General features: G+C 51.6%; 20 protein-coding genes, 1 tRNA gene and 2 pseudogenes. 11 read left to right on the top strand and 12 right to left on the bottom strand.

All coding sequences use genetic code 11. From position 1 onward, the window contains the following. Positions 1-263 precede the first annotated feature (263 nt). Positions 264-1,283, bottom strand: a complete 1,020-nt coding sequence (gene argF, locus JOE25_RS09660) for an ornithine carbamoyltransferase (RefSeq protein ID WP_209634503.1) — start codon at positions 1,281-1,283, stop codon at positions 264-266. 163 nt (positions 1,284-1,446) lie between these two features. Between argF and rraB the strand changes: the two genes are divergently transcribed. Together rraB and miaE are read left to right on the top strand one after the other, a co-directional pair. Beyond that, a complete protein-coding gene (rraB, locus tag JOE25_RS09665) occupies positions 1,447-1,875 on the top strand; it encodes a ribonuclease E inhibitor RraB (protein ID WP_209634505.1) in 429 nt (142 codons plus the stop codon). 55 nt (positions 1,876-1,930) lie between these two features. Beyond that, positions 1,931-2,695, top strand: coding sequence for a tRNA isopentenyl-2-thiomethyl-A-37 hydroxylase MiaE (gene miaE / locus JOE25_RS09670; protein ID WP_209634507.1), 765 nt, complete (start codon positions 1,931-1,933; stop codon positions 2,693-2,695). Between the two features lie 24 nt (positions 2,696-2,719). On the opposite strand, the gene JOE25_RS09675 is transcribed toward miaE, so the two are convergent. Next, positions 2,720-4,327 carry a GMC family oxidoreductase N-terminal domain-containing protein gene (locus tag JOE25_RS09675; RefSeq protein ID WP_209634509.1) on the bottom strand — a complete coding sequence of 536 codons (1,608 nt, stop codon included), beginning with the start codon at positions 4,325-4,327 and terminating at the stop codon, positions 2,720-2,722. Between the two features lie 352 nt (positions 4,328-4,679). Between JOE25_RS09675 and JOE25_RS09680 the strand changes: the two genes are divergently transcribed. Further along, positions 4,680-5,684: an acyltransferase gene (locus JOE25_RS09680; protein WP_209634510.1), complete on the top strand. Its 1,005-nt coding sequence runs from the start codon at positions 4,680-4,682 to the stop codon at positions 5,682-5,684. Between the two features lie 47 nt (positions 5,685-5,731). On the opposite strand, the gene JOE25_RS09685 is transcribed toward JOE25_RS09680, so the two are convergent. From JOE25_RS09685 to pepA, 4 genes are all read right to left on the bottom strand, one after another. Beyond that, on the bottom strand, positions 5,732-6,235 hold the full coding sequence (locus JOE25_RS09685; protein WP_209634513.1) for a GNAT family N-acetyltransferase: 504 nt from the start codon (positions 6,233-6,235) through the stop codon (positions 5,732-5,734). Positions 6,236-6,551: 316 nt separating this feature from the next. Continuing rightward, a complete protein-coding gene (locus JOE25_RS09690; RefSeq protein ID WP_209634516.1) occupies positions 6,552-9,428 on the bottom strand; it encodes a valine--tRNA ligase in 2,877 nt (958 codons plus the stop codon). A gap of 13 nt (positions 9,429-9,441) precedes the next feature. Further along, a complete protein-coding gene (locus JOE25_RS09695; RefSeq protein ID WP_209635274.1) occupies positions 9,442-9,894 on the bottom strand; it encodes a DNA polymerase III subunit chi in 453 nt (150 codons plus the stop codon). 195 nt (positions 9,895-10,089) lie between these two features. Then, the gene (pepA, locus tag JOE25_RS09700; RefSeq protein ID WP_037424420.1) at positions 10,090-11,601 is read right to left on the bottom strand and encodes a leucyl aminopeptidase; all 1,512 of its coding nucleotides are present in this window, start codon (positions 11,599-11,601) and stop codon (positions 10,090-10,092) included. 280 nt (positions 11,602-11,881) lie between these two features. Here pepA and lptF point away from each other — a divergent pair, with 280 nt between their 5' ends. The 4 genes from lptF (at position 11,882) to JOE25_RS09720 (ending at position 16,512) form a co-directional block, all read left to right on the top strand. Beyond that, the gene (gene lptF, locus JOE25_RS09705) at positions 11,882-12,976 is read left to right on the top strand and encodes an LPS export ABC transporter permease LptF (protein ID WP_209634519.1); all 1,095 of its coding nucleotides are present in this window, start codon (positions 11,882-11,884) and stop codon (positions 12,974-12,976) included. After that, positions 12,976-14,046: an LPS export ABC transporter permease LptG gene (gene lptG, locus JOE25_RS09710; RefSeq protein WP_209634521.1), complete on the top strand. Its 1,071-nt coding sequence runs from the start codon at positions 12,976-12,978 to the stop codon at positions 14,044-14,046. Before lptF ends, lptG begins: the two co-directional genes overlap by 1 nt. A 390-nt stretch (positions 14,047-14,436) precedes the next feature. Beyond that, a tRNA-Leu gene (locus JOE25_RS09715) sits at positions 14,437-14,521 on the top strand. 89 nt (positions 14,522-14,610) lie between these two features. Beyond that, positions 14,611-16,512: a site-specific integrase gene (locus JOE25_RS09720; protein ID WP_129934097.1), complete on the top strand. Its 1,902-nt coding sequence runs from the start codon at positions 14,611-14,613 to the stop codon at positions 16,510-16,512. A gap of 131 nt (positions 16,513-16,643) precedes the next feature. Here JOE25_RS09720 and JOE25_RS09725 read toward each other — a convergent pair. Further along, a pseudogene (locus JOE25_RS09725) lies at positions 16,644-16,898 on the bottom strand (NIPSNAP family protein); the annotation flags it as partial. Positions 16,899-17,155: 257 nt separating this feature from the next. Beyond that, positions 17,156-17,539 (bottom strand): hypothetical protein, encoded by a 384-nt coding sequence (locus JOE25_RS09730; protein ID WP_129934098.1) that lies wholly within the window; start codon positions 17,537-17,539, stop codon positions 17,156-17,158. Positions 17,540-17,584: 45 nt separating this feature from the next. Here JOE25_RS09730 and JOE25_RS09735 point away from each other — a divergent pair. After that, a pseudogene (locus JOE25_RS09735) lies at positions 17,585-17,909 on the top strand (recombinase family protein); the annotation flags it as partial. A 70-nt stretch (positions 17,910-17,979) separates the two neighbouring features. Here the strand turns inward: JOE25_RS09735 and JOE25_RS09740 are convergent. Continuing rightward, positions 17,980-18,360 carry a hypothetical protein gene (locus JOE25_RS09740; RefSeq protein WP_129934099.1) on the bottom strand — a complete coding sequence of 127 codons (381 nt, stop codon included), beginning with the start codon at positions 18,358-18,360 and terminating at the stop codon, positions 17,980-17,982. A 129-nt stretch (positions 18,361-18,489) separates the two neighbouring features. Between JOE25_RS09740 and JOE25_RS09745 the strand changes: the two genes are divergently transcribed. Further along, positions 18,490-18,957 carry a helix-turn-helix transcriptional regulator gene (locus JOE25_RS09745; RefSeq protein WP_129934100.1) on the top strand — a complete coding sequence of 156 codons (468 nt, stop codon included), beginning with the start codon at positions 18,490-18,492 and terminating at the stop codon, positions 18,955-18,957. A 391-nt stretch (positions 18,958-19,348) separates the two neighbouring features. On the opposite strand, the gene JOE25_RS09750 is transcribed toward JOE25_RS09745, so the two are convergent. From JOE25_RS09750 to JOE25_RS26580, 3 genes are read right to left on the bottom strand one after another with little or no spacing between them, the layout of a single operon-like run. Continuing rightward, a complete protein-coding gene (locus JOE25_RS09750; protein ID WP_209634523.1) occupies positions 19,349-20,278 on the bottom strand; it encodes a hypothetical protein in 930 nt (309 codons plus the stop codon). A 10-nt stretch (positions 20,279-20,288) separates the two neighbouring features. Then, on the bottom strand, positions 20,289-20,618 hold the full coding sequence (locus tag JOE25_RS09755; RefSeq protein WP_129934102.1) for a hypothetical protein: 330 nt from the start codon (positions 20,616-20,618) through the stop codon (positions 20,289-20,291). A gap of 12 nt (positions 20,619-20,630) precedes the next feature. Further along, positions 20,631-21,113 carry a hypothetical protein gene (locus tag JOE25_RS26580; protein ID WP_245209811.1) on the bottom strand — a complete coding sequence of 161 codons (483 nt, stop codon included), beginning with the start codon at positions 21,111-21,113 and terminating at the stop codon, positions 20,631-20,633. A 156-nt stretch (positions 21,114-21,269) separates the two neighbouring features. Between JOE25_RS26580 and JOE25_RS09765 the strand changes: the two genes are divergently transcribed. Next, on the top strand, positions 21,270-21,938 hold the full coding sequence (locus tag JOE25_RS09765; protein ID WP_209634524.1) for a recombinase family protein: 669 nt from the start codon (positions 21,270-21,272) through the stop codon (positions 21,936-21,938). 153 nt (positions 21,939-22,091) lie between these two features. Continuing rightward, positions 22,092-22,433: a YecR family lipoprotein gene (gene yecR, locus JOE25_RS09770; protein WP_209634526.1), complete on the top strand. Its 342-nt coding sequence runs from the start codon at positions 22,092-22,094 to the stop codon at positions 22,431-22,433. Positions 22,434-22,468 lie beyond the last annotated feature (35 nt).

The following is a 22,468-nucleotide window of genomic DNA, read 5'->3' on the forward strand; positions in this document are numbered from 1 at the left end:
TTATTAATATTCTTATGCGGGCACATTATTTTGAATTTTTATTCCGGCCGGTAAAAGAGGATGGTTTTTTATTTTGTGATGCGGGTGGCTTCTATTTTATTCCAAGAGAATAAACAAAGCATTAGCGAAGGGCATTGGCTTAATGAGGGCGATATTATGTACGTCAGGTGCATAAAAATCTGCGATACCCCCAGAGAGGGCGGAATAGTTAATCGGTTGGGCGTGGGGTGACGAGAAAGCCACCCCACTGATGAGGGTAATGCTTAAAACGTTTCGCTTAAGGTGGCGACCATCACCGCTTTGATGGTGTGCAGACGGTTCTCGGCCTGATCGAACACCACGCTGTGCGCTGATTCGAAGACTTCATCGGTGACTTCCATGCCGCCGTGCAGCCCGTATTGTTCTGCCATCTGTTTGCCGAGGGTGGTTTGGTCGTCGTGAAATGCCGGCAGGCAGTGCAGGAATTTGACGTGCGGGTTGCCGGTCAGTTTCACCATCGCCATGTTGACCTGATACGGCTTGAGCAGTGCGATACGTTCCTGCCAGGTTTCTTTCGGCTCACCCATCGACACCCATACGTCGGTATAGAGGAAATCCGCGTCTTTAACCCCTTCGGCGATGTCTTCAGTCAGGGTGATCTTGGCACCGGTCTTTTGCGCTAACGCCTGGCACTCTGCCACCAGGTCGGCCTGTGGCCAACAGGCCTTTGGTGCCACCAGGCGCAGATCCATGCCCGCCAATGCTGCAGCTTCCAGCAGGGTATTGCCCATATTGTTGCGGGTATCGCCCAGGTAGGCGAACTTCACCTCATTGAGTGATTTGCCCGGCAGGTGTTCTTGCACCGTGAGCAGATCCGCCAATAGCTGAGTGGGGTGGAACTCATTGGTCAGCCCGTTCCACACCGGTACGCCGGCATGATTCGCCAGGGTTTCCACCAGGTGCTGACCGTAACCGCGGTATTGAATACCGTCGTACATGCGGCCCAGCACGCGGGCGGTGTCTTTCATCGATTCTTTGTGACCGATCTGGCTGCCGCTGGGGCCGAGATAGGTGACCTGAGCGCCCTGATCGAAAGCGGCAACTTCGAAAGAGCATCGTGTGCGGGTCGAGTCTTTTTCGAAGATGAGCGCGATGTTTTTACCCTGCAAGTGGCGAGTTTCCTTGCCTTGCTTTTTGGCCTGCTTCAAGTCGGCCGACAGCTGCAACAGCATCTGCAGTTCCGCCGGGGTGAAATCCATTAACCTCAGGAAGTGACGTTTGTAGAACGGGTTTATGCTACTCATTGCCGTATATCCTTATCGCTTAAATTGAATTTAAATTCACTTTATATGTATGAATATTCAATTTCAACCCCGAGATAGAAATCTTTCACGTTTATCGTGGAAGCAATGCCAGCGGTGTGTGAAAATAGAAGGAATACAGGCCATTTGACTTGAGGATATAGGCATGGCAAACCGCGAACAGCTAGAAGAACAACGTGAAGAGACCCGCCTGATCATCGAAGAACTGCTGGAAGACGGCAGTGATCCAGAGGCGCTCTACACTATCGAACACCACCTTTCTGCTGAAAAGTTTGAAGTGCTGGAGAAAGCCGCTGTCGAAGCCTTCAAACTGGGCTACGAAGTGACCGACGCCGAAGAGCTGGAAGTGGAAGACGGTACCCTGGTGATGTGCTGTGACGTGATCAGCGAAATCGGCCTGAACGCCGAACTGATCGACACTCAGGTAGAACAACTGGTGGCGCTGGCAGCACGTTGCGGCGTTAACTACGACGGTTGGGGCACCTACTTTGAAGATCCCAACGGCGAAGAAGGCGACGACGACGAAGAAGAAGGTGACTTCATCGACGAAGACGACGACGGTAAACGCCACTAATCAATTCTGCTCTGGGGGCCGGTGTGTGCCAGCCCCTCTTTCTTCGTTGAAGCCTATGAAATACCAATCCCTGTTAGCCCCCATTTTACACTTCCTGCATTGCGAAACCCCGGACGCCTGGATTGATGCCGCACGCCGCCCGGAAAACCTGCCTCTGTTGCTGACTGACCATATGGTGTGTGAGCTGAAAGCGGCGCAGACCGGCATGTGGTTGATCCGCCGCTACGTGGCTGACAAGGAGAGCGGCGACGCGCTGTTGGCGTTGCTCAGGCCTTATGAGGCGTTTCTGCATGAAGCGCAGGGCGTGCCGGAAGCCTTGTTCCAGCAGAATAACTTCACCCGTAAGATCCTGCCAAAAAACGGATCGGCCTATGGTCAGGATCTGGCGGACAAGATGGTGTTGTTGATCAAAGAAGAGTTACACCACTTCTCGCAGGTGTTGGAGATCATGCTGGCGCGGCAGATCCCGTACAAGAAGATCACCGCCAGCCGCTATGCCAAAGGCATGATCCGTGAGATCCGGACCCACGATCCCGCTACGCTGATCGACAAACTGATTTGTGGTGCATATATCGAAGCGCGTTCCTGCGAGCGTTTTGCCCGGCTGGCACCGCATCTGGACGACGAATTAAACCGCTTCTATGTTTCGCTGCTGCGCTCCGAGGCGCGCCACTATCAGGATTACCTGACGTTGGCCGAGCAAATTGCCGGTGGCGATATCAGTGAACGGGTGGCTCACTTTGGCCGCATTGAAGCCGAGCTGATCCAAACGCCGGACAGCGAGTTCCGTTTCCATAGCGGCGTACCGGCCATCGCCTGATAACCGGGCCGCCGTGATGGGTTTTTATTCCGGTGCGCCCAGCAGTAAATCCACCGCTTTTTCTGCCAACATAATGGTCGGTGCATTGGTATTGCCGCTGGTCACCTGCGGCATTACCGAACAGTCGATCACGCGCAGTCGTTCAAAACCATGTACCCGCAGGTGTAAATCAGTTACCGAATCCTGCGGGGATTGCCCCATGCGGCAGCTGCCCACCGGGTGGTACACCGTTTTGCAGAAGTTGCGCACAAACTCTTCCAACTGCCTTTCGTCGTTCAACCACGCCGGCTGCGGCATCAGCAGATCTTTGATCAGCGGCTTGAGGGCTGCCGTTTGCAGGAAACTCAGGCCAAATTTCACGGCACGCACGCTGCCGGCCAGGTCTTCCGGGTGCCCGAGGTAATTGGCATGCAGCTTCACCGGATCGCGCGGGTCGCGGCTGCGCAGCAGAACTTCGCCGCGTGCTTTGGGTTGCAGGTAGCCGACTTTCAGCGTGAAGCCGTGGATATTGGGCAGCGGCTCGCCGGGCACGTCGTCCCAGCTGTCGAGCATCGGCAAAAAGTGGATCTGCACGTCCGGTCGGCCGTCGCCCTGGCTGTCGGTGAAGGCTGCGCCTTCCAGCACGTTGGAGCTCAGGACGCCGCTGCGGAAGGCCAGCCATTCGGTGCCGTGGCGCAATGCTTGCAGGCCGCGATCGGCGCCGTACAGGCTGATGGGGTCGCGGGTACTGACGTTGATCGACATGTGCAGGTGATCGTGGAAGTTCTTGCCCACCGGCAGATCCGCGCGCGGTTCGATGCCCAACTGCTGCAGATGTTCGCGTGGCCCAATGCCGGACAGCATCAGGATCTTCGGCGATCCTACTGCGCCAGCGCTGAGGATCACTTCTTTCGTCGCATGCGCGGTGACTTCTGCGCCGCCATTTTGGCTATACACCACCCCGGTGGCGACGTTGTTGTCGAACACCACGCGGTGTACCAGCGCATTGAGCTTCACGACCAAGCGTTGCTCGTTACGCACCGCTTTCAAGTAGGTACGTGCTGTGCTGGCGCGTTCGCCGTTGTGGGTGGTGGTTTGGTAGAAGCCGACACCGTGCTGGCTGTCGCCGTTGAAATCGTTGCGATAGGGCAGGTCCAGCTCTTGGCCCGCGCGGATAAACGCCATGCTGAGCGGGTGACGGTAGCGGTTCTCGCTGACCGGCAGCAGCCCACCGCCCCCGTGATAGGCATCGGACAGGCTTTCGTTAGCCTCGGCGCGTTTAAAGTAGGGCAATACGTCTTGGTACCCCCAACCAACGCAGCCGTAACGTTCGGCCCATTCGTCATAATCTTGCCGCTGACCGCGGATGTAGATCATGCCGTTGACCGAACTGCTGCCGCCCAACACTTTGCCCTGGGCGATTTGCATACGCCGGTTGTTGGCATGTGGCTCCGGTTCGGTCTCATACGGCCAGCTCTTTTTGGCGATAATCTTCGCGACGCCAGCCGGCATCTTGATGAATAAATTATTGTCGTCGCCACCGGCCTCCAGCAGTAGCACCCGCGCTTGAGTACGGCGGATTAACTGTGCTGCCAGTACGCAGCCGGCAGAACCAGCGCCGACAATGATGTAATCAAAAGCGTTTTCCGACATGACTGCTCCCTGTGCGATTGCGGCATTAGCCTGTTCTGGCAGAGTAGCGCAAGCGGGCGGCAGGTCAATTTGCAATCGTTAATTTGTTAATGAATATCACATAAAATGTTTTTAACATTAATCATCTTACTGATTTATATGGGTAATAAATAAATTACTTATATTAATAATTTTGTTGGTTTACCGGATAGCGCGATGCGCGTGGGAAAAAGTACGCTGTTATAAATATTCGGTGCATTGTTTCTAAACGGAATATTAAATATGAGACTTATCCGATTAGGAAAGAGGATGCCAGCGCAAAAATGCTGCTATATGATGAATCACTCTATGGTTGGATAAGATATTAAGAAATATGGACATTTCGATTAATAAGTCTAATTATTTAAAAGGGATTGCCATCATTTTGATGTTGGTCCATCACCTGTTTGCCTACCCTCTCCGAATTAGCCCGGATATCCCCGTCTATCATATTGTTAACAGCGTCGACATTGAGATGTACCTTGGCCTGTTCGGTAAGATTTGCGTGTCGATGTTCCTGTTTTTATCCGGTTACGGATTCTCGCTTAAAAAAGAAGTCACGTTTAAATATAGTTGGGGAAAGCTGAAAAACTTATATATCAGCTACTGGATAGTGTTTTTTATCTTTGTGCCGATTGGCCTTTTTTTCTTTCCAGGCGAAAGATATTCCCACTCACTGTCGCTGTTTTTCGAAAACCTGATTGGCTTAAAATCCACGTATAACAGCGAGTGGTGGTTCTTCAAACTTTACGTTTTGTACGTACTTTCTTTGCCGCTGTTGTCGCGGCTAAATACCTACCCGTTATTGGGGCTGCTGGTACTGGCGGCGGTGTGCGGCAAGGGGCTGCAATATGTCGCCTGGGCACCGGAGGTGTTAATCGAATATTGTACCTGGCTGTTGCCTTTCGGCTTTGGCATGGTGTTTGGCCGCAGCAAGCAGATGCCGGCGGACTCGTGGCTGGCGAAGCTGATTGTCACCCTGAGCCGCACCCATCCGCTGATCCTGCTGATGGTGACGGTGGCGGTGTTTATCGTTGCCCATAACCCAGGGCTGCTGTTGGTGACGCCGCTGTTTATTATCGCGCTGATGAACACCGCAGACGGCCTGGGCAGCACGGTGAACCGGGTCGTGGGCGAGCTGGGCAAGCATTCGATGTACATGTGGCTGACCCACAGCTTCTACTGCTATTACTTCGCCCAAAAGCTGATTTTTGCGCCGCGCTATACGCCGCTGATTTTGCTGTTGTTGATTGTGGTGTCGTACCTGACGAGTGTGGTACTCAGCCGTATTGAAGTGGCAGTGAAGGGCAGGAAGACGGAGAGGGTGGGAGCCCAGTAGGGGCGCTGCATGCTGCGCCCGTGATTACCACGGGCGCAGAAGCAAGACTATAGCGTCTTCAGCATGGTGACTTCGCAGTCGACGTGACCGGTGGTGCCCATGGCGTGGTCAATGTGCTCAAAGCCCAGATGCTCGTACAGGCCAATGGCCTGCGTCAGGCTGGCGGTGGTTTCTAAATAACAACAGCGGAAGCTCTGTTGACGGGCGAACTCCAGTGCTTGCAGCGCCAGGCGTTTTGCCAGGCCCTGGCCGCGTAACAGCGGCAGGAAATACATTTTCTGTAATTCGCAAATATCGTCTTCACCGCCTTGCAGTGGCGCAACACCGCCGCCGCCGGCAATCCGGCCATCGACTTCTATCACCCAATACGCGCTGCGTGGCAGGCTGTAGAGCTGATATAAGACGTCCAGATTGGGATCGGAAACGGTATAGCCTTTGTCCGCTGTCAGACCGTGCTCGGCGGAGACTTCGCGAATGACATTAGCAATAGCGGCATTGTCGTCAGCCGTTATTGGGCGCACCAGAAGACGTACTGGGGTTGCTGTTGTCATGTTTACACTCGCCATTAAAGGGAACCACATTCGTTTTTATCGCAACACAAAACGCGCTGGGGTTATTTTCCAGCGGCGTCCATGCAGCATTAATATACCCGTCATCTTTCAAGTTGCAGCGTTGTTACCTGCACTCGCTCACCCCAGTTACTTACTCGAGTAAGCGCCTGGGGATGAGCGAGCTGGGCGCCTAGCTGCAACTTGAAAGCTATAGGGTAAAACTTGTAATAACATCTTAAGCGGGCCGGATGCAACGGCGATAAAAAAACAGCGGGGAAATCCCCGCTGTTTTCAGCTGCTGCAGCGAACCGACAGATTACAGCGCGGCGATAGTCGCCTGCTGTTCCTGCAGCTTCACTTTGCCTTCTTTGCAGGCGGCCAGACGTTCGCGTTCTTTGGCGACGACGGCTTCTGGCGCACGTGCCACAAAGCCTTCATTAGACAGCTTGCCTTCGATTGACGCGATTTCTGCATCCAGCTTGCCCATCTCTTTCGACAGACGCGCAATCTCGGCGTCTTTATCGATAAAGCCCGCCATTGGAATCAACAGCTCGGCACCGTCAACCAGCTTGGTGACGGATAACGGACCTTTGTCACCGGCAGGCAGCAGAGTGATAGACGACAGACGCGCCAGACGCTCGATAAAGCTCTGGTTTTCCTGCACGCGGCGCTGCGCGTCGGCGTTGCAGTTGCGCAGCAGCACGTCCAGCATTTTACTCGGCGCAATGTTCATCTCGGCACGGATATTACGTACCGCGGTGATCGCCTGCTTGATCCACTCCAGGTCGTTCAACGCCTGTGCGTCTTCCAACGCGGCGTCGTACTCTGGGAAAGGTTGCAGCATGATGGTGTCTGCTGTTTCGCCGGTCAGGGTCTTCACGCGCTGCCAGATGGTTTCGGTAATGAACGGGATCACCGGGTGTGCCAGGCGCAACAGGGCTTCCAGCACGGTGATCAGCGTGTGGCGGGTGCCGCGTTGTTCCGCTTCGCTGCCGTTGCTGACAACCGGTTTGGTCAGCTCCAGGTACCAGTCACAGAACTGGTTCCAGGTGAATTCGTACAGGATGTTGGCGGCCAGATCGAAGCGGTAAGTGTCCAGCGCTTCGCGGTATGCCTTCACCGTGCGGTTGAATTCGGCCAGGATCCAGCGGTCCGCCAGCGACAGCACTTTCTTGCCACCGTTGAAACCACAGTCTTGACCTTCTGCGTTCATCAGCACAAAGCGGCTGGCGTTCCACAGCTTGTTACAGAAGTTGCGGTAGCCTTCCAGGCGCTTCATGTCCCAGTTAATGTCACGGCCGGTTGAAGCCAGCGCCGCCAGGGTGAAGCGCAGGGCGTCAGTGCCGTGCGGTTCGATCCCGTTCGGGAACTGCTTTTCAGTGCGCTTACGGATTTTTTCCGCCAGCTGCGGCTGCATCATGTTACCGGTACGTTTTTCCAGCAGGTCTTCCAGCGAGATACCGTCAACCATGTCCAGCGGGTCGATCACGTTACCTTTCGACTTGGACATTTTCTGCCCTTCGTCATCGCGGATCAGGCCGGTCATGTAAACCGTCTTGAACGGAACCTGCGGCTTGCCGTTTTCGTCCTTCATGAAGTGCATGGTCAGCATGATCATGCGCGCAATCCAGAAGAAGATGATGTCGAAGCCGCTGACCATCACGCTGGTTGGGTGGAAGGTTTTCAGCGCGTCGGTTTGCTCTGGCCAGCCCAGGGTGGAGAAGGTCCACAGGCCGGAAGAGAACCAGGTGTCCAGCACGTCTTCGTCCTGGTTCAGCACCACGTCAGGGCCCAGGTTGTTCTCGCTGCGCACTTCTTCTTCGCTGCGGCCAACGTAGACTTTGCCGTTCACGTCGTACCAGGCCGGGATACGGTGACCCCACCACAGCTGACGAGAGATACACCAGTCCTGAATGTCGCGCATCCAGCTGAAGTACATGTTTTCGTATTGCTTAGGCACGAACTGGATCTCGCCTTGCTCAACCGCTTCAACCGCGACTTTGGCCAGCGGTGCGGTACGCACGTACCATTGGTCGGTCAGCATGGGTTCGATCACCACGCCGCCGCGGTCGCCGTAAGGCACCGTCAGGTCGTGCGGTTTGATCTCATCCAGTAAACCAAGCTCTTCAAAGGCGGCTACCACGGCTTTACGCGCAGCGAATCGCTCCAGGCCACGGAACTGGGCCGGGATTTCGTTGCAGTAATCGGTGCAGATTTCGCCGAGGGTATTAAACACTTCTGCTTCCTGACGGATATCGCCGTCGAAAGTCAGGATGTTGATCATTGTCAGGCCGTGACGCTTACCGACTTCATAGTCGTTAAAGTCATGCGCCGGGGTGATCTTCACGCAGCCGGTGCCTTTTTCCATGTCGGCATGTTCGTCACCGACGATGCGGATGCGGCGACCAACCAGCGGCAGAATAACCTCTTTGCCGATCAAATCTTTGTAACGCGGATCTTCCGGGTTTACGGCCACGCCGGTATCACCGAGCACGGTTTCCGGACGGGTGGTGGCGACCACCAGGTAATCTTTACCTTCGGCGGTTTTGGCGCCGTCGGCCAGCGGGTAGCGCAGGTGCCACATGGAGCCTTTGGATTCGCGGTTTTCCACTTCCAGATCGGAGATGGCGGTGCGCAGTTTCGGATCCCAGTTCACCAGGCGTTTGCCACGGTAGATCAGATCTTCTTTGTGCAGGCGAACAAACACTTCGCGAACGGCGTTGGACAGGCCTTCGTCCATGGTGAAGCGCTCGCGCTCCCAGTCCACGGAGTTGCCCAGACGACGCATCTGACGGGTAATGGTGCCGCCGGATTCCGCTTTCCACTGCCAGATTTTGTCGATGAACGCGTCGCGGCCATAGTCATGGCGAGTTTTGTTTTCTTCTGCGGCGATCTTGCGCTCAACCACCATCTGGGTGGCGATACCGGCATGGTCGGTACCTGCCTGCCACAGGGTGTTTTTACCCTGCATGCGCTGGTAGCGGATCATGGTGTCCATGATAGTCTGCTGGAATGCGTGGCCCATGTGCAGGCTGCCGGTGACGTTCGGCGGCGGGATCATGATGCAGAAGCTTTCCTGGCTGGTATCACCATTTGGCTTGAAGTAACCCTGGTTTTCCCAGTGATCGTACAGCTTCTGTTCGATCTCTTTCGGGTCGTATGCGGTATCGAGATGACTGTTTGTCTTTTCCATTTTATATCGTTGTTCAGTGAGTTGGCGGCGTGGCCGTGGTCAAATGGAAGCCGACGCTGCGATAAGCTTTATATCGGTCGCGCGCCAACTGTTTCAGGGTGTCTTCGTAAGGGACGAAGTCTACCACTTCATGGAAAGCAGTAGCAAAATCTGCAAACTGCGGCAGCAGGGCGATCAGCAGATCGCGCGGCGAGTTACCGCGTTTACCGGGCCAGCATAGCTCGACCGGCGCACCGTAGTGCGGGCCTTCACCGGCCAGATTGTGTGGCACAAACTGGTGCGGATCGCGCTGCCACAGCGCTTCGTCCAACCGTTGGGCTTGTTCCTGGCTTTCGCAGGCGATCAACACCCGCTTGCCGGAGCGCCAACGTTCAGCGGCAACGGCGCAGGCCACGGCCTCATGCGCGCTGAGCGCACCTGCGGGTTCCGCGTGTTCGAGTAAATAAAACGTCGCCTGCTTGCTCATGAGTTCATTGCCGTTAGAAAAAATTAGGGGCGCAACTTGTGCGCCCTTCGCTTTGTTACCGTGATTATATACCCAATAGGTTTCAAGTTGCAGCCAGGCGGCAAGTTCGTTCATCCCCAGGAACTGACATACAGTCAGTGACTGGGGGGAACAAACGCAGCCAACAACGCTGCGGCTTGAAAGATGAAGGGTATTTTAATCGTCGCCGTTCAGGCCTGCACGGTTGAGTAAGAACTGTGACAGCAGCGCGACCGGACGACCGGTGGCCCCTTTGGCCTTGCCGGAACGCCATGCGGTGCCGGCGATATCCAGGTGCGCCCAGCTGTACTTGCGGGTAAAGCGCGACAGGAAGCAGGCTGCGGTGATAGCCCCGCCCGGACGGCCACCAATGTTCGCCATATCGGCAAAGTTGGAGTCCAGTTGCTCGTAGTACTCGTCGGACATCGGCAAGCGCCACGCGCGGTCGCCGGCCTGTTCGGACGCGCCGATCAGTTCGTGCGCCAGCGGGTTGTGGTTCGACATCAAGCCCGTGATGTGGTGGCCTAGCGCGATCACGCAGGCACCGGTCAGGGTGGCAACGTCAATCACCAGCTCTGGATCGAAACGCTCGACGTAGGTCAGGGTGTCGCACAGCACCAGGCGGCCTTCGGCGTCGGTGTTCAGCACCTCGACGGTCTGGCCGGACATGGTGGTCAGCACGTCGCCCGGACGATAAGCGCTGCCGCCCGGCATGTTCTCACAGCCGGCCAACACGCCGATCACGTTCAGCGGCAGGTTCAGTTCCGCCACCACACGCATCACGCCGTACACGGTGGCTGCGCCACACATGTCGTACTTCATCTCGTCCATGCCATCGGCAGGTTTGATCGAGATGCCGCCGGCATCGAAGGTCAACCCTTTACCCACCAGCACGATCGGCTTAGCGTCCGGGTTCGGATTGCCCTTATATTCCATCACCGACATCAATGACTCGTTGCGCGAACCTGCGCCAACCGCCAGATAGGCGTTCATCCCCAGCTCTTTCATCTGCTGTTCGCCGATGACGCGGGTGGTGATGTTGGTGCTGAACGCGTCCGCCAGTTGGCGAGCCTGCGAAGCCAGATAACCGGCGTTACAGATGTTCGGCGGCATATTGCCGAGATCTTTCGCGGCTTTGATGCCGGAAGACACCGCCAGACCGTGCTGGATCGCACGTTCACCGCTGGTGAGTTCACGACGGGTCGGCACGTTGAACACCATTTTACGCAGTGGACGACGTGGCTCCACTTTGTTGCTTTTCAGCTGATCGAAGGTGTAGAGCGTTTCTTTAGCGGTTTCTACCGCCTGACGCACCTTCCAGTAAGTGTTACGGCCTTTCACGTGCAGCTCGGTCAGGAAGCAGACCGCTTCCATGGAGCCGGTATCGTTAAGGGTATTGATGGTTTTTTGAATCACCTGTTTGTATTGGCGTTCATCGAGCTCGCGCTCTTTGCCACAGCCAATCAACAGGATGCGTTCGGAGAGAATGTTAGGTACATGGTGCAGCAGTAACGTCTGCCCGACTTTACCTTCCAGTTCGCCACGGCGCAGCAAAGCGCTGATATAACCATCACTGATTTTGTCGAGTTGTTCTGCGATAGGGGACAAGCGGCGCGGTTCGAAAACGCCGACTACAATACAGGCACTGCGCTGTTTTTCCGGGCTACCGCTTTTTACACTGAACTCCATGCACTCTCCTGAATCTTAAAGACAAAGGCGGACGCTACGGCTAGAATGACGCACTCCGTAACGATCTCCGGCCGTCGAGTTAACTAACTATGTTAACCTGAACGGCGTAAATTGCTCTGTTTTGGCGACTATAAGTAAGTTCCTATAGGACACCCAAATGCTAGATGTTGTAATACTATTTTAGCTGTGTCTGTTGCCATATGATGAGAATAAATGGCGGATTAGCGATGAAACTATCGATTTTCCTGCAAAAAGACAAGTTTTCACAGGCGTAATAAGCGTGATCATCATAAGATATCTGGTACGGGAAACGCTAAAGAGCCAAATCGCAATCTTGTTCATCCTGCTTCTGATCTTCTTTTGTCAGAACTTAGTCAGGGTGTTAGGCGATGCGGTGGACGGCGATGTCCCGACAAATTTAGTTCTTTCTTTGCTCGCATTGGGTGTGCCGAAGATGGCGCAGCTAATCCTGCCATTAAGCCTGTTTCTTGGCTTATTGATGACGCTTGGGCGGCTGTATACCGATAGCGAAATCACCGTGATGCATGCCTGCGGGCTGGGTAAACGTACCCTGATCATCGCGGCAATGGTGCTGGCACTCTTCACCTCCGTGATTGCGGCGGCCAACGTGTTCTGGGTTGGGCCCTGGGCCTCGCGCTATCAGGACGTGGTGGTGTCCGAAGCCAAGGCTAACCCGAGCATTGCCGGGCTGGCAGAAGGGCAGTTCAAGACGTCCCAAGACGGTAACGCGGTGCTGTTTATCGGCAACGTTAAAGGCAGCACCTTCAACAATGTGTTCCTGGCGCAACTGCGGCCGAACGGCAACCAACGCCCATCCGTGGTGGTGGCTGAACACGGCCAGATCAACCAGTTGAAGGACGGTTCGCAGGTGGTGACGCTGGATAAAGGCACCCGCTTTGAAGGCACCGCGATGCTGCGTGACTTCCGCATTACCGATTTCAACGACTATAAGGCGGTGGTCGGCCACCGTGCGGTCGCCGTGGACGGTAACCAGGCCGAACAGATGTCGATGAAGACGCTGCTGGAGTCTGACGATCCCGACGCACGCGCCGAATTCCATTGGCGCCTGACGCTGGTGGTGTCTGTGGTGCTGATGGCCTTGCTGGTCGTGCCGCTCAGCGTGGTGAACCCACGACAGGGCCGCGTGCTGAGCATGCTGCCGGCGATCCTGCTGTATTTGATATTCTTCCTGCTGCAGACCTCGCTGCGTTCTAACGCCGGTAAAGGCAAGCTGGACCCGATGCTGTGGCTTTGGCTGGTCAACGCCGTGTACTTTGCGATCGCGCTGGCGCTGAACCTGTGGGATACCGTGCCGATGCGTAAGCTGCGTGCACGCCTGAGAGGAGCGGCCTGATGTTTGGTGTTTTAGACCGGTATATCGGTAAGACGATTTTCAACACCATCATCATGACGCTGTTCATGTTGGTGTCGCTTTCCGGCATCATCAAGTTTGTCGATCAGCTGCGCAGAGTGGGCCAGGGTGACTATACGGCGCTGGGCGCCGGGATGTTTACCCTGCTGAGCGTGCCGAAGGACATCGAGATCTTCTTCCCGATGGCGGCCTTGCTGGGCGCACTGCTTGGGCTGGGGCAACTGGCGACGCGCAGTGAACTGGTGGTGATGCAGGCTTCCGGCTTTACCCGCATGCAGATCGCCGGTTCGGTGATGAAAACCGCGATCCCGCTGGTGCTGTTGACCATGGCGATTGGCGAGTGGGTTGCCCCGCAGGGCGACCAGATGGCGCGTAACTACCGTGCGCAGCAGATGTACGGCGGTTCACTGCTTTCCACCAAGAGCGGCCTGTGGGCGAAGGACGGCAACGACTTTATCTACATCGAACGCGTAGCGGGCGAGAAAGAGCTTTCCGGCGTGAATATCTACCACTTCAACGACCAGCGCAGGCTGGAGACGGTGCGCTATGCCGCCACCGCCAGTTTTGAAGACGGCGTGTGGAAGCTTTCGCAGGTGGATACGTCCGACCTGACCAACGAAAAACAGGTTACCGGCACCCAAACGCTGACCGGCGAATGGAAAACCAACCTGACCCCGGACAAACTGGGCGTGGTGGCGCTGGACCCAACATCGCTTTCTATCAGTGGCCTGCACAACTATGTGAAGTACCTGAAACAGAGCGGCCAGGAAGCCAACCGCTACCAGCTGAACATGTGGAGCAAGGTGTTCTCGCCGCTTTCCGTTGCGGTGATGATGCTAATGGCACTGTCGTTCATCTTCGGGCCACTGCGCAGCGTACCGATGGGCGTACGCGTGGTGACCGGTATCAGCTTCGGCTTCTTGTTCTACGTGCTGGACCAGATATTTGGCCCGTTGAGCCTGGTGTACAACATGCCGCCGGTACTGGGCGCGTTGCTGCCAAGCATGCTGTTCTTGTTGATCAGCGTGTATATGCTGCTAAAACGCAAGTAGCGACGCGACAGACGATGTAAGAAGGCGTAGCCATGCGGTTACGCCTTTTTTGTTTCTGGTGCTTCTTGGACGCGCTGCTGCTGATATCGCTACGCACAGGTGCAAATTATCGTCGATGTCATCCGTAGGGGCGCAGCACGCTGCGCCCGTGCTGTTATCGCAGGTATTACCAATGTCATTTGTAGGGGCGCTGCACGCTGCGCCCGTGCTGTTTACCGCAGGTATCGCCGATATTATTCGTAGAGACACTGCTTATTTCGCCCACAAAACGGGCTTAATATAAGCATGTCGGCGTTTTTTTCAGCACTTAACTCATTGAACAACGGATAAGTGTTGCGTGCGGATCGCTGAAAGGTATAATGCACACGTTTTCCGCATACTACTTGCAGTGCCGAAGTGGCGAAATCGGTAGACGCAGTTGATTCAAAATCAACCGTAGAGATACGTGCCGGTTCGAGTCCGGCCTTCGGCACCATTAGTCAATTAAATCCTTATTTTGTAAGGATTTTTTTGTTTCTAGACCTCAATATCGCGTCGCCCTACTACAAAAGGGTATACGAGGCGATGTCTCAACGTTATAACCTCTATCGTCGAACCAGCGGCATTTATGTTGTCCGCATTAGCGTTCCCCAACGTCTTCGTCGATACGCAGGACAGTGTGAGATTCACACTTCAACAGGCACTCACGATCTTCAAGAAGCAAAGCAGAAGTCTGCGATCCTGTTGGCGGTCTGGTATCAGACCTTACAAGAGTATGAACAATTGGATTATCGAACTTTAAGTGACTGCGCCCCGCTACTTGCCGGGGACGGTATGATTTCGCTTGCTAACTTTGCTCAGTCAATCGAGTTACCCGTTGCCCAGTTAATTCAGTCGGTGATGAATCGCAACCTGCCAGTGTTCTGGCTGGCGACGGGTGAGGCTGCTTTCTACGTGCAGAACCGCAGTGAGGTTGAAAGAGACCCAGCAACAGGTGGTTTCGTGCTTAACAGTGTGTTTGCGGTGGGTGTTGAAGGTTTTGCGGAAGGTTATCTACAGCCATTCAAACCGAAATATACGCTACAATGTCTACTGGCTAATGGTGTGTCAGAAGAAGAGGCGGCTTTCCGGGCCAGTGGAGACAATCGCAACGGCGGTTGGTTTTTTGACTTACCCGGTGTCAGCATCACTCCTGATAACCTGACGATCAATAATGTCCATGCAGAAAGTCTCCGACTTGACTGGCTGGCTAAAAGCACTCCACCAGCGGTTAGCATTCATCACTCTGCATTTCTTCCCTCTCCTGTTGCTGTAATCGCTAACGAGTATGTGCATCGCAGGCATTACTCAAAGAACCTGTCGTGGCTGTGTGATGAGTATTTGAAACATCGAAGCAAGGGGAAAGTCTCCGAGGCTGCTGTCAGAGATATTCGCTACTATTTCGATCTCATGATTGAGCTGATGGGTGATATTAATCTAGAAAACTTCGATCGTGACTTTCTGAGGGATTATGAAAGTAAGTTACGCCAAATTCCGGCAAACCGAAATTTAGCAAAAACGAAACATGGCGTTAAAACACTTGATGAGCTGATCGTAAAAGCCGCGGAAAGCGGTGATAAGTTGATGTCTGATGATGCCGTAAGAAAATATATAAATGGCTTATACGGTGCTATGAAATGGGCTGTTGATGATGGTAAGTTCCTTAAATCGCCGTGTGATAACTTTTTCCCGCGTGACGATAAAGAAGATAGAGATCAGGATCATACTCAAGTTTTTGAACCTGCTGATCTCTTGGCTATTTTCTCGTTTCAATGGTTTAAAAATGGCACAGTAGAACGTAATAAACAGGGGCGTTTCCACCATTATCGACCGTTTCATTATTGGATGCCTCTACTTGGTTTGTTTACAGGGGCAAGAGTCAACGAATTGGCGCAGTTACTATTGGATGACATTCTTGAAGAGGACGGAGTATATTACTTTAATCTTGAAAGTGATGATAAAAGTAACAAGAAGCTCAAAAACGCAAATTCTCGCCGCAAGATCCCCATACATACAACGCTTATTAAGCATGGGTTGATCGAATATGCTCAGTCTTTGAGACATGCCGGGTATGACAGGCTATTTCCTGAGATTAAGCACAATAAAAATAAGGGTTTTGGTAAACCTGTTTCTGCTTGGTTTGATGACTCTTTACTTGGTAATCGATTGAATATGGTGAGGGACAGAAGCAAAGCTTTTCACTCATTCCGGCATACAGTCTCGACTTTGCTGAAAGAAAAGGGTGTTAGCTCCGAACTTCGTGCTCAATTGGTTGGACATGTGCGTGGCAAAACGGAAACAGAGGTTCGATATAGCAAGGATTTGAAACCGATTCATATGGTTGAAATTGTTGAGAAACTTTATTTTCCGCTGCCTGATATAGCTAAATTCAACATTCCTGATGGTTTGGATGCTCTCAGGGATGCACTCCGAAGAAAGCGGGATTAGGGGCTAATCTCATCATACATCACTAAGACGTGCCAGAGCGATTTTGTCACGTTCTCTATCAAGGGTAGTGAAATCATTATGTGGGAATCTGTGGCACGCTTTGAGAGCTTCTGGTTAAGCCAGATGACTAACGATTGCACCCGCAGCCCGTCCACACTTGCCTGCGGCAGCCTTATCACTGTTTTAATGCTGCCGCAGGCATGCTTTCAGCGCTGTCAACGGCGATAATCAGGCAGTAACATCCGGGTCATGCAGTGAGATACTAAACGATACTACATCTATCCCGTGACGTTGGTGTAGGGAACGCTGATTTCCCGCATGATGGTGTGAAACGCAGCTCCGGTGTCTTTGTGTAATGTGTATTGCAGTATTTCGACGGTTCTCAAAGCGTTATCTCCGGTGATAGCTTTTGGGGACTTGTTTGATGGTGGAGATAAACCTAACTGGGTTGATCCGTGAGGCCGCAACTAATCAGACTGCTATTCGTAAGTAGACCGCGATATGCGGCCCAGACGTTCTGGGAAGCTATCTGGCACGTTTTCTATAAAGGGGCGTAGATTTGTAGGTTTCAGATTTGTGGCTCTCTCCGGGGCGTTTGGTTTAGCCGAATACATGCAGTCCATTGTTTGAGAATATTTTAGTTTTAGTTCTCAATCTTTGTGTTCCAGAGTTGTTCCACCCTTTTCAGGCTCTGGTATTGTTGTTTTAAAGCACTATCAGGTGCATCAGGAGCTATCCTGTCAAACAATTCCCTGTTTGTGTCTTTGAGCGCTTCGTTCAGTAGCAGAGTGGTCATTTCATGCTTGGCTTGCATGTGCCTAAACTTCGCAAAATTCCTGTCCGCTCTTCGCTCACTACTGTAAATCCAATACCCCAAATACAGAGAGAAAATGGACATAGATACAACAACGGAAATGATAGGCTTAAAACCGTAGTGAAAGCCCACAAAGAGGCCTATTACAGCACCAACACACATTAATACAACGGAAAATATCATGGTTTTTAGAAAAAGCTCCGTTTTTCCCATAGAACACCTACCGTTAAAAGAATTCATTATTTGAGCCATTATGCCACTATAAGGATGATTCTGCCGCCTCCGAAGTTTTTACACGGGTGATAGTCCACCAGCTTGGCACAACAGACCTCACGTCAACTGCCGGAAAGTTGTTACTTTCGATGTTAGCAGCGGTCGCTGAGATGGAACGCGATTTACTGATAGAAAGAACTCAGGCAGGGCTAGCAAGAGCGAAAGCTGAGGGTAAGAAATTGGGTAGCCCCTCTAAAACGACACCAGAGCAACGAGAAGCAATTTTATCAAAAAAGCTAACAGTGATAGCATTAGTTCTATATCACGTTGCTACGGGGTTTCTAGGGCTGCTATAGCCGGTATTGTTTAGTCTTCAGTTCTTTGAGGCGCTGATAATAACTAACTATCAGCGCTCATTTCTGTATCAGAGTTTCTCTTGGTTATCTCGTCAATTCGCATCCAGTTTGAACTACGCGGCTTATATACTCTGGGGATTTATCTTTCTGATCCACATAAACAAATGCTAGTAATGAGTAGAAAAGATCAATCTCTCGTCCTGATACTTTTCCCGATTTTTCAATTGTTTGAATCCTCTTCACATACTGCTTTTTTGTGATTCCCGCATCTCGATCTCGCGCCATATGTTCCGCAACATTTGCTGTGTTTTCGCAAACTGAAGGTTCATTGCTTGTTTGGTTAGTCGCTAGTTGCGTGTGTATGACTGGTTGCTGAACTCCTGTTGCTGCGAACGTATCGAAAGTAGCTAGACTCAGAAATAGTGCATAACCCATTGATATAGTTTTAAGTGGCTTCCGTTTCATACAAATCCTCATGTTTTGATGTGTTACCCAGGACTACATTTTGTTTGCTGCCATGATTATTAAATACTGGGTTTGAAATGTCACGATTAGTGAGTGGCCTGTTAGTGGTCAACGCGCCACATTTCAGGGATGAAAACGAACCTGCGATCTATTTTTGGAAAACGAGTTAAAGATCTGCGTATAGCAACCGGGCTTAGTCAGGAGGCTTTTGCTGATCGCTGCGGTTTTGCACGTAGCTACATGAGCAGAATTGAGAGAGGTGCTTCGAATGCTTCTCTTGATGCTATTGAGACACTTGCGAATGCCTTGAAAGTAAATGCATCAGAGCTACTCAAAGATGAGACGTTTGAGGAAAATACAACCAACTTGCTTGTGCCTTATGCCGCTGATGGCACATGTTTTCATCCCGGATTATCAAGTCCTCGAGATGGGAGCTTTCGAGTTGGCGAAAAAATGTCTCAAAAGCGATTTAGCACGTTTTTGGAAGCTCTTGAATACTTGAGGGGTATGGAGACAGCTAAATGGCGCAGGCCAAACTCTGCAGGAAACTGGGGGCTGGTATCAGCAGTGCGTTGGGATGTTCTCTGCGAGAAATAAGTCTAGCGTTAATATAAGGATCATTTTTTCGACTGCCGGAATTTTTGAAAGCTCCCTATCCATGAATACCTTTCGTTTTCTAGGGGTTCAATTTTTGTATCGCTAAAGCATAGTTCTGTTTCACCGATACGCATAGATGTGCGATCTTTCGGGATTGCCTATAGTTCTATGAAACGAATGATACGTTTCATTTTGATTCTATTTAATCAAGATCATCTGTATGTCATGCGTTCATGGACTGCTCTAAACACTCTATGCTACGTTTTTCATTCATCATTATGATTACTATACTTTAAGTCACTATGTTTTAAGTTATTAGGTAACTGTCCGCTGACCCAGTAAACATACGGGGATTTCGAAATAATATCCCGCACTTTTTTGGATTGGCGGTTTACGGGCGAAGATTCCTCAGTGCCTCTCTTACCCGATTACTTAGTTCAGCATCAGCTTTCAAATGGCTACTTTCTGCTCGCAATCTGCCTTTCTTGTCACGTTGTCCAATTGTGCTAAACGAGTGTAAGCCGCGCTCTGCTGTTGCGTCTCTATATTCCCGATTCCAGTTGATTGAGGTCAACTTGAACAGATCACCTTTTGCCAGCGTTACCGCAGGTATTGGACGGCGGAGTGTGAATAGACTAGCTAAGGTTTCGAACTTGAAAGATGGAAGCCCGGAGAGCAGGTCAAAGCCGTGTTGTTGCAGTGCGTAGCCCTTTAATGTCACCTCAACGCGGGCACAGCACTGATTAGCCGGTAGAGGCAGTTTGTTTTTGTCGGTTATTTTGTAATAGCACTGCCATGAAATGGCGTCATTTTTGTTACCGATCCGCAGGTTATGCACGGGATTGATACGATTACCGGGCTTGTCCAGAAATTGGTTTTTCCGGAGATCGCTATTATATTGCCGGTGATTGCTGCCCGGCACGAACAGGCTTGTTTGCAGCCGGTATATAAGGGCGCGAGTTGCTTCCTCCGATTGTTGCTTATGCAAAAAATCGCAGCTGATCTCGATACCTGTGATTGTAGGTTCGGATGCGAAGGGATAGCGTTCGGCTAAATTGTCGAGTGTTGCGCACAGTTGCTGGTAGTTGTTAGCGAGATCGTCATGTAAACGAATGCGGAACGTATTGGCAGTATTGCCCGACTGAACATCTATTGTGCCAGCCCACCAGTGATCAATGCCAGTTATCTCCGCAAGTGCTTTGCGAACGTGTTGATGTTGCGTGCGACGCGAGGTGTGGATCTCCACATCTAGCCAGTCAATGACGGCGGTAGCCCTGAAAGGTTTCAGGGTGATTTCCGGTATCTGTTGATTAAGATTCATTGTATGCATTTCAGATTGCCACTGAGAGAGGGCGAGTGCTCCAGTGTCGCTTGTCGGTTAAATCGATTTCAATTTCTTGGATAGAAAGCATATATGCTTTGGCTGGCAAAGGGCGTAGTCGGGATGCTTTTTCTACAAACTCAAAAATCTCACTAAACAGATAAACCGGACGAGGATGGCGACTATCAATTATCCGACCAACTGGTAGCAAAGTCTCGCCGTAGTAAGATGCTTTACCGCGCCGCATATCTGCTAAAAGGTTATCCCAAACCCGACAATTCCCCAGTTTGTATCTCAAGTAATATGCCGTCTCGCTTGCTGAAAGAGTCTTAACTTTCATAGATTATCCCCTTTAATCAACTGTTGGTGCGATCATGAGATGCAATTGATCCCGTAGGTTGTTCTGGATAATGACAAATGGCTCACCACCCATTACCTCATTTCGATAGCCAGTCAGCAATGTGAATGCCACAAACGAACTATCACGGGTGGTGATGGTTGCACCGCCCAGCTCAATTTGAAGCTGTTCGTCATTGAGCCGCCAGTAACCATTACCAATAATTTCATGAATGGTATTGGTTTCTACCGGCCCTGTCTCAGCGAATGCCATTAGCTGCTCAGTCATTAGTTCTTCTGTCAGAGCAGCTCGCAGCAAAGCTGCTTTGTTTGACGCATCAGGGTTAGCGTTTAGCAAGCTACGCGCCCATACCTTCCAGTCTGTTCCCCGTTTTGCCGCCAGCATATCGATAGCCGTCCATGCGCTTTCATCAAGTTTTAACGAGGTGCGACCTGTTCCAATAAGGTTGGCAGTCCTGATTTTAGGTTTATTACTCACAATTTACCCTCCTCTGTATTAATAACTTTATGAAATAATAACATACAAAACAAATTTAACACAACATAGGATGTCAATTGCTTCCTATTGTTCGTTTAGTTATAGTGACTACATATTAAACGTTCGTTTTTCAATGTGGTCAGGTAGGGCACAAGCATGGCAAATAGTAAATTCATTACTTACTATCGAGTATCGACTACCCAGCAGGGAAAAAGCGGCTTAGGTTTGGAGGCGCAACGAGCAGCAGTGAAGTTGTATTTAAAAGGTGGTGATGGGTCTGTTGTCTCAGAGTTTGAGGAGGTCGAAACTGGTAAGGGATCAAATGCGCTTGATAAGCGTCCTCAGCTACGGGCAGCACTTGCTGCTTGTAAGAAGTATGGTGCGACGCTTTTGATAGCTAAGTTGGATAGGTTAGCGCGTAATGTTCATTTTGTATCCGGGTTACTGGAAACTGGGATTGATTTTGTTGCCGCAGATATGCCGCAAGCCAACAAAGTAATGATTCAGATGCATGCAGTAATGTCTGAATGGGAGCGTGACCAGATTAGCTCCCGAACAAAAGCAGCTCTCGCGGTTGCTAAGGAGCAAGGGAAGGTTTTGGGCGCAGCAGGAAGCGTTAACCTCAAAAGTAACACCGAAGCTCGTAGACAGGTTGCACAAACATTCGCAGAAAATCTGCGTCCGCTTATCGAAAGCTGGAAAGATCGTGGGCTGTCGCAACGAAGAATGGTTGAGGTATTGAATATGGCTCGAACTCCAGCCCCGAAAGGCGGCGAGTGGCGTTTGTCGCAGCTCCAGCGGGTGATTAGTCGGTTAGATTTATAATTCATTTATTTTCAACATTGATTGTGATCTACTAGTTTCCAAAGTTATTTCTTTGACGGTATACTTTTTTTGCTATTTCAGCTTAGCTGTCTGGCTTCTTTTTATAAAATTATGGCACCCTCTCAGGGGAAATGATAAAAATAAGAGGTAAGAATGAAAGGAACATTTTTGATTTTAGTTGCAGCAATATCTCTCTCAAGTTGTGCAAGTTCTACTGGAAAACCGGTTGAGGTTGTTAATGCAGATCGTGCTGGCGGCATCGTTACTGTTGGCTTCGTTCATAACGAAAATTTGCCGTTAACTGATGATGGTAGTAAAGCTCGTTGGAGTGATGCTACAGGTATAGCTTCAAGAGTTTGCGCCAAATGGGGTTATGATCATTCGGAAGAGTTAACTCCTCATGCTCGAGTTGAAGGCCAGCGAAATATGTATGGTCAGTTAATGAATGGCAGCATCACCAAGCAATATCAGTGCGTCGGTGGCAATGTGAAGTAAGTGATATTTGATGGGCTGGTTTTATGGCTTAGTGT

Origin of the sequence: Serratia sp. PL17 (genome assembly GCF_017832355.1) — a bacterium.
Classification (GTDB): Bacteria; Pseudomonadota; Gammaproteobacteria; order Enterobacterales; family Enterobacteriaceae; genus Serratia.

Excerpts from the sequence above, each read along its gene's own strand:
- argF (WP_209634503.1), bottom strand. The coding sequence starts at position 1,283 with ATGAGTAGCATAAACCCGTTCTACAAACGTCACTTCCTGAGGTTAATG.
- rraB (WP_209634505.1), top strand. The coding sequence starts at position 1,447 with ATGGCAAACCGCGAACAGCTAGAAGAACAACGTGAAGAGACCCGCCTG.
- miaE (WP_209634507.1), top strand. The coding sequence starts at position 1,931 with ATGAAATACCAATCCCTGTTAGCCCCCATTTTACACTTCCTGCATTGC.
- JOE25_RS09675 (WP_209634509.1), bottom strand. The coding sequence starts at position 4,327 with ATGTCGGAAAACGCTTTTGATTACATCATTGTCGGCGCTGGTTCTGCC.
- JOE25_RS09680 (WP_209634510.1), top strand. The coding sequence starts at position 4,680 with ATGGACATTTCGATTAATAAGTCTAATTATTTAAAAGGGATTGCCATC.
- JOE25_RS09685 (WP_209634513.1), bottom strand. The coding sequence starts at position 6,235 with ATGACAACAGCAACCCCAGTACGTCTTCTGGTGCGCCCAATAACGGCT.
- JOE25_RS09690 (WP_209634516.1), bottom strand. The coding sequence starts at position 9,428 with ATGGAAAAGACAAACAGTCATCTCGATACCGCATACGACCCGAAAGAG.
- JOE25_RS09695 (WP_209635274.1), bottom strand. The coding sequence starts at position 9,894 with ATGAGCAAGCAGGCGACGTTTTATTTACTCGAACACGCGGAACCCGCA.
- pepA (WP_037424420.1), bottom strand. The coding sequence starts at position 11,601 with ATGGAGTTCAGTGTAAAAAGCGGTAGCCCGGAAAAACAGCGCAGTGCC.
- lptG (WP_209634521.1), top strand. The coding sequence starts at position 12,976 with ATGTTTGGTGTTTTAGACCGGTATATCGGTAAGACGATTTTCAACACC.
- JOE25_RS09720 (WP_129934097.1), top strand. The coding sequence starts at position 14,611 with ATGTCTCAACGTTATAACCTCTATCGTCGAACCAGCGGCATTTATGTT.
- JOE25_RS09730 (WP_129934098.1), bottom strand. The coding sequence starts at position 17,539 with ATGGGAAAAACGGAGCTTTTTCTAAAAACCATGATATTTTCCGTTGTA.
- JOE25_RS09740 (WP_129934099.1), bottom strand. The coding sequence starts at position 18,360 with ATGAAACGGAAGCCACTTAAAACTATATCAATGGGTTATGCACTATTT.
- JOE25_RS09745 (WP_129934100.1), top strand. The coding sequence starts at position 18,490 with ATGAAAACGAACCTGCGATCTATTTTTGGAAAACGAGTTAAAGATCTG.
- JOE25_RS09750 (WP_209634523.1), bottom strand. The coding sequence starts at position 20,278 with ATGAATCTTAATCAACAGATACCGGAAATCACCCTGAAACCTTTCAGG.
- JOE25_RS09755 (WP_129934102.1), bottom strand. The coding sequence starts at position 20,618 with ATGAAAGTTAAGACTCTTTCAGCAAGCGAGACGGCATATTACTTGAGA.
- JOE25_RS09765 (WP_209634524.1), top strand. The coding sequence starts at position 21,270 with ATGGCAAATAGTAAATTCATTACTTACTATCGAGTATCGACTACCCAG.
- yecR (WP_209634526.1), top strand. The coding sequence starts at position 22,092 with ATGAAAGGAACATTTTTGATTTTAGTTGCAGCAATATCTCTCTCAAGT.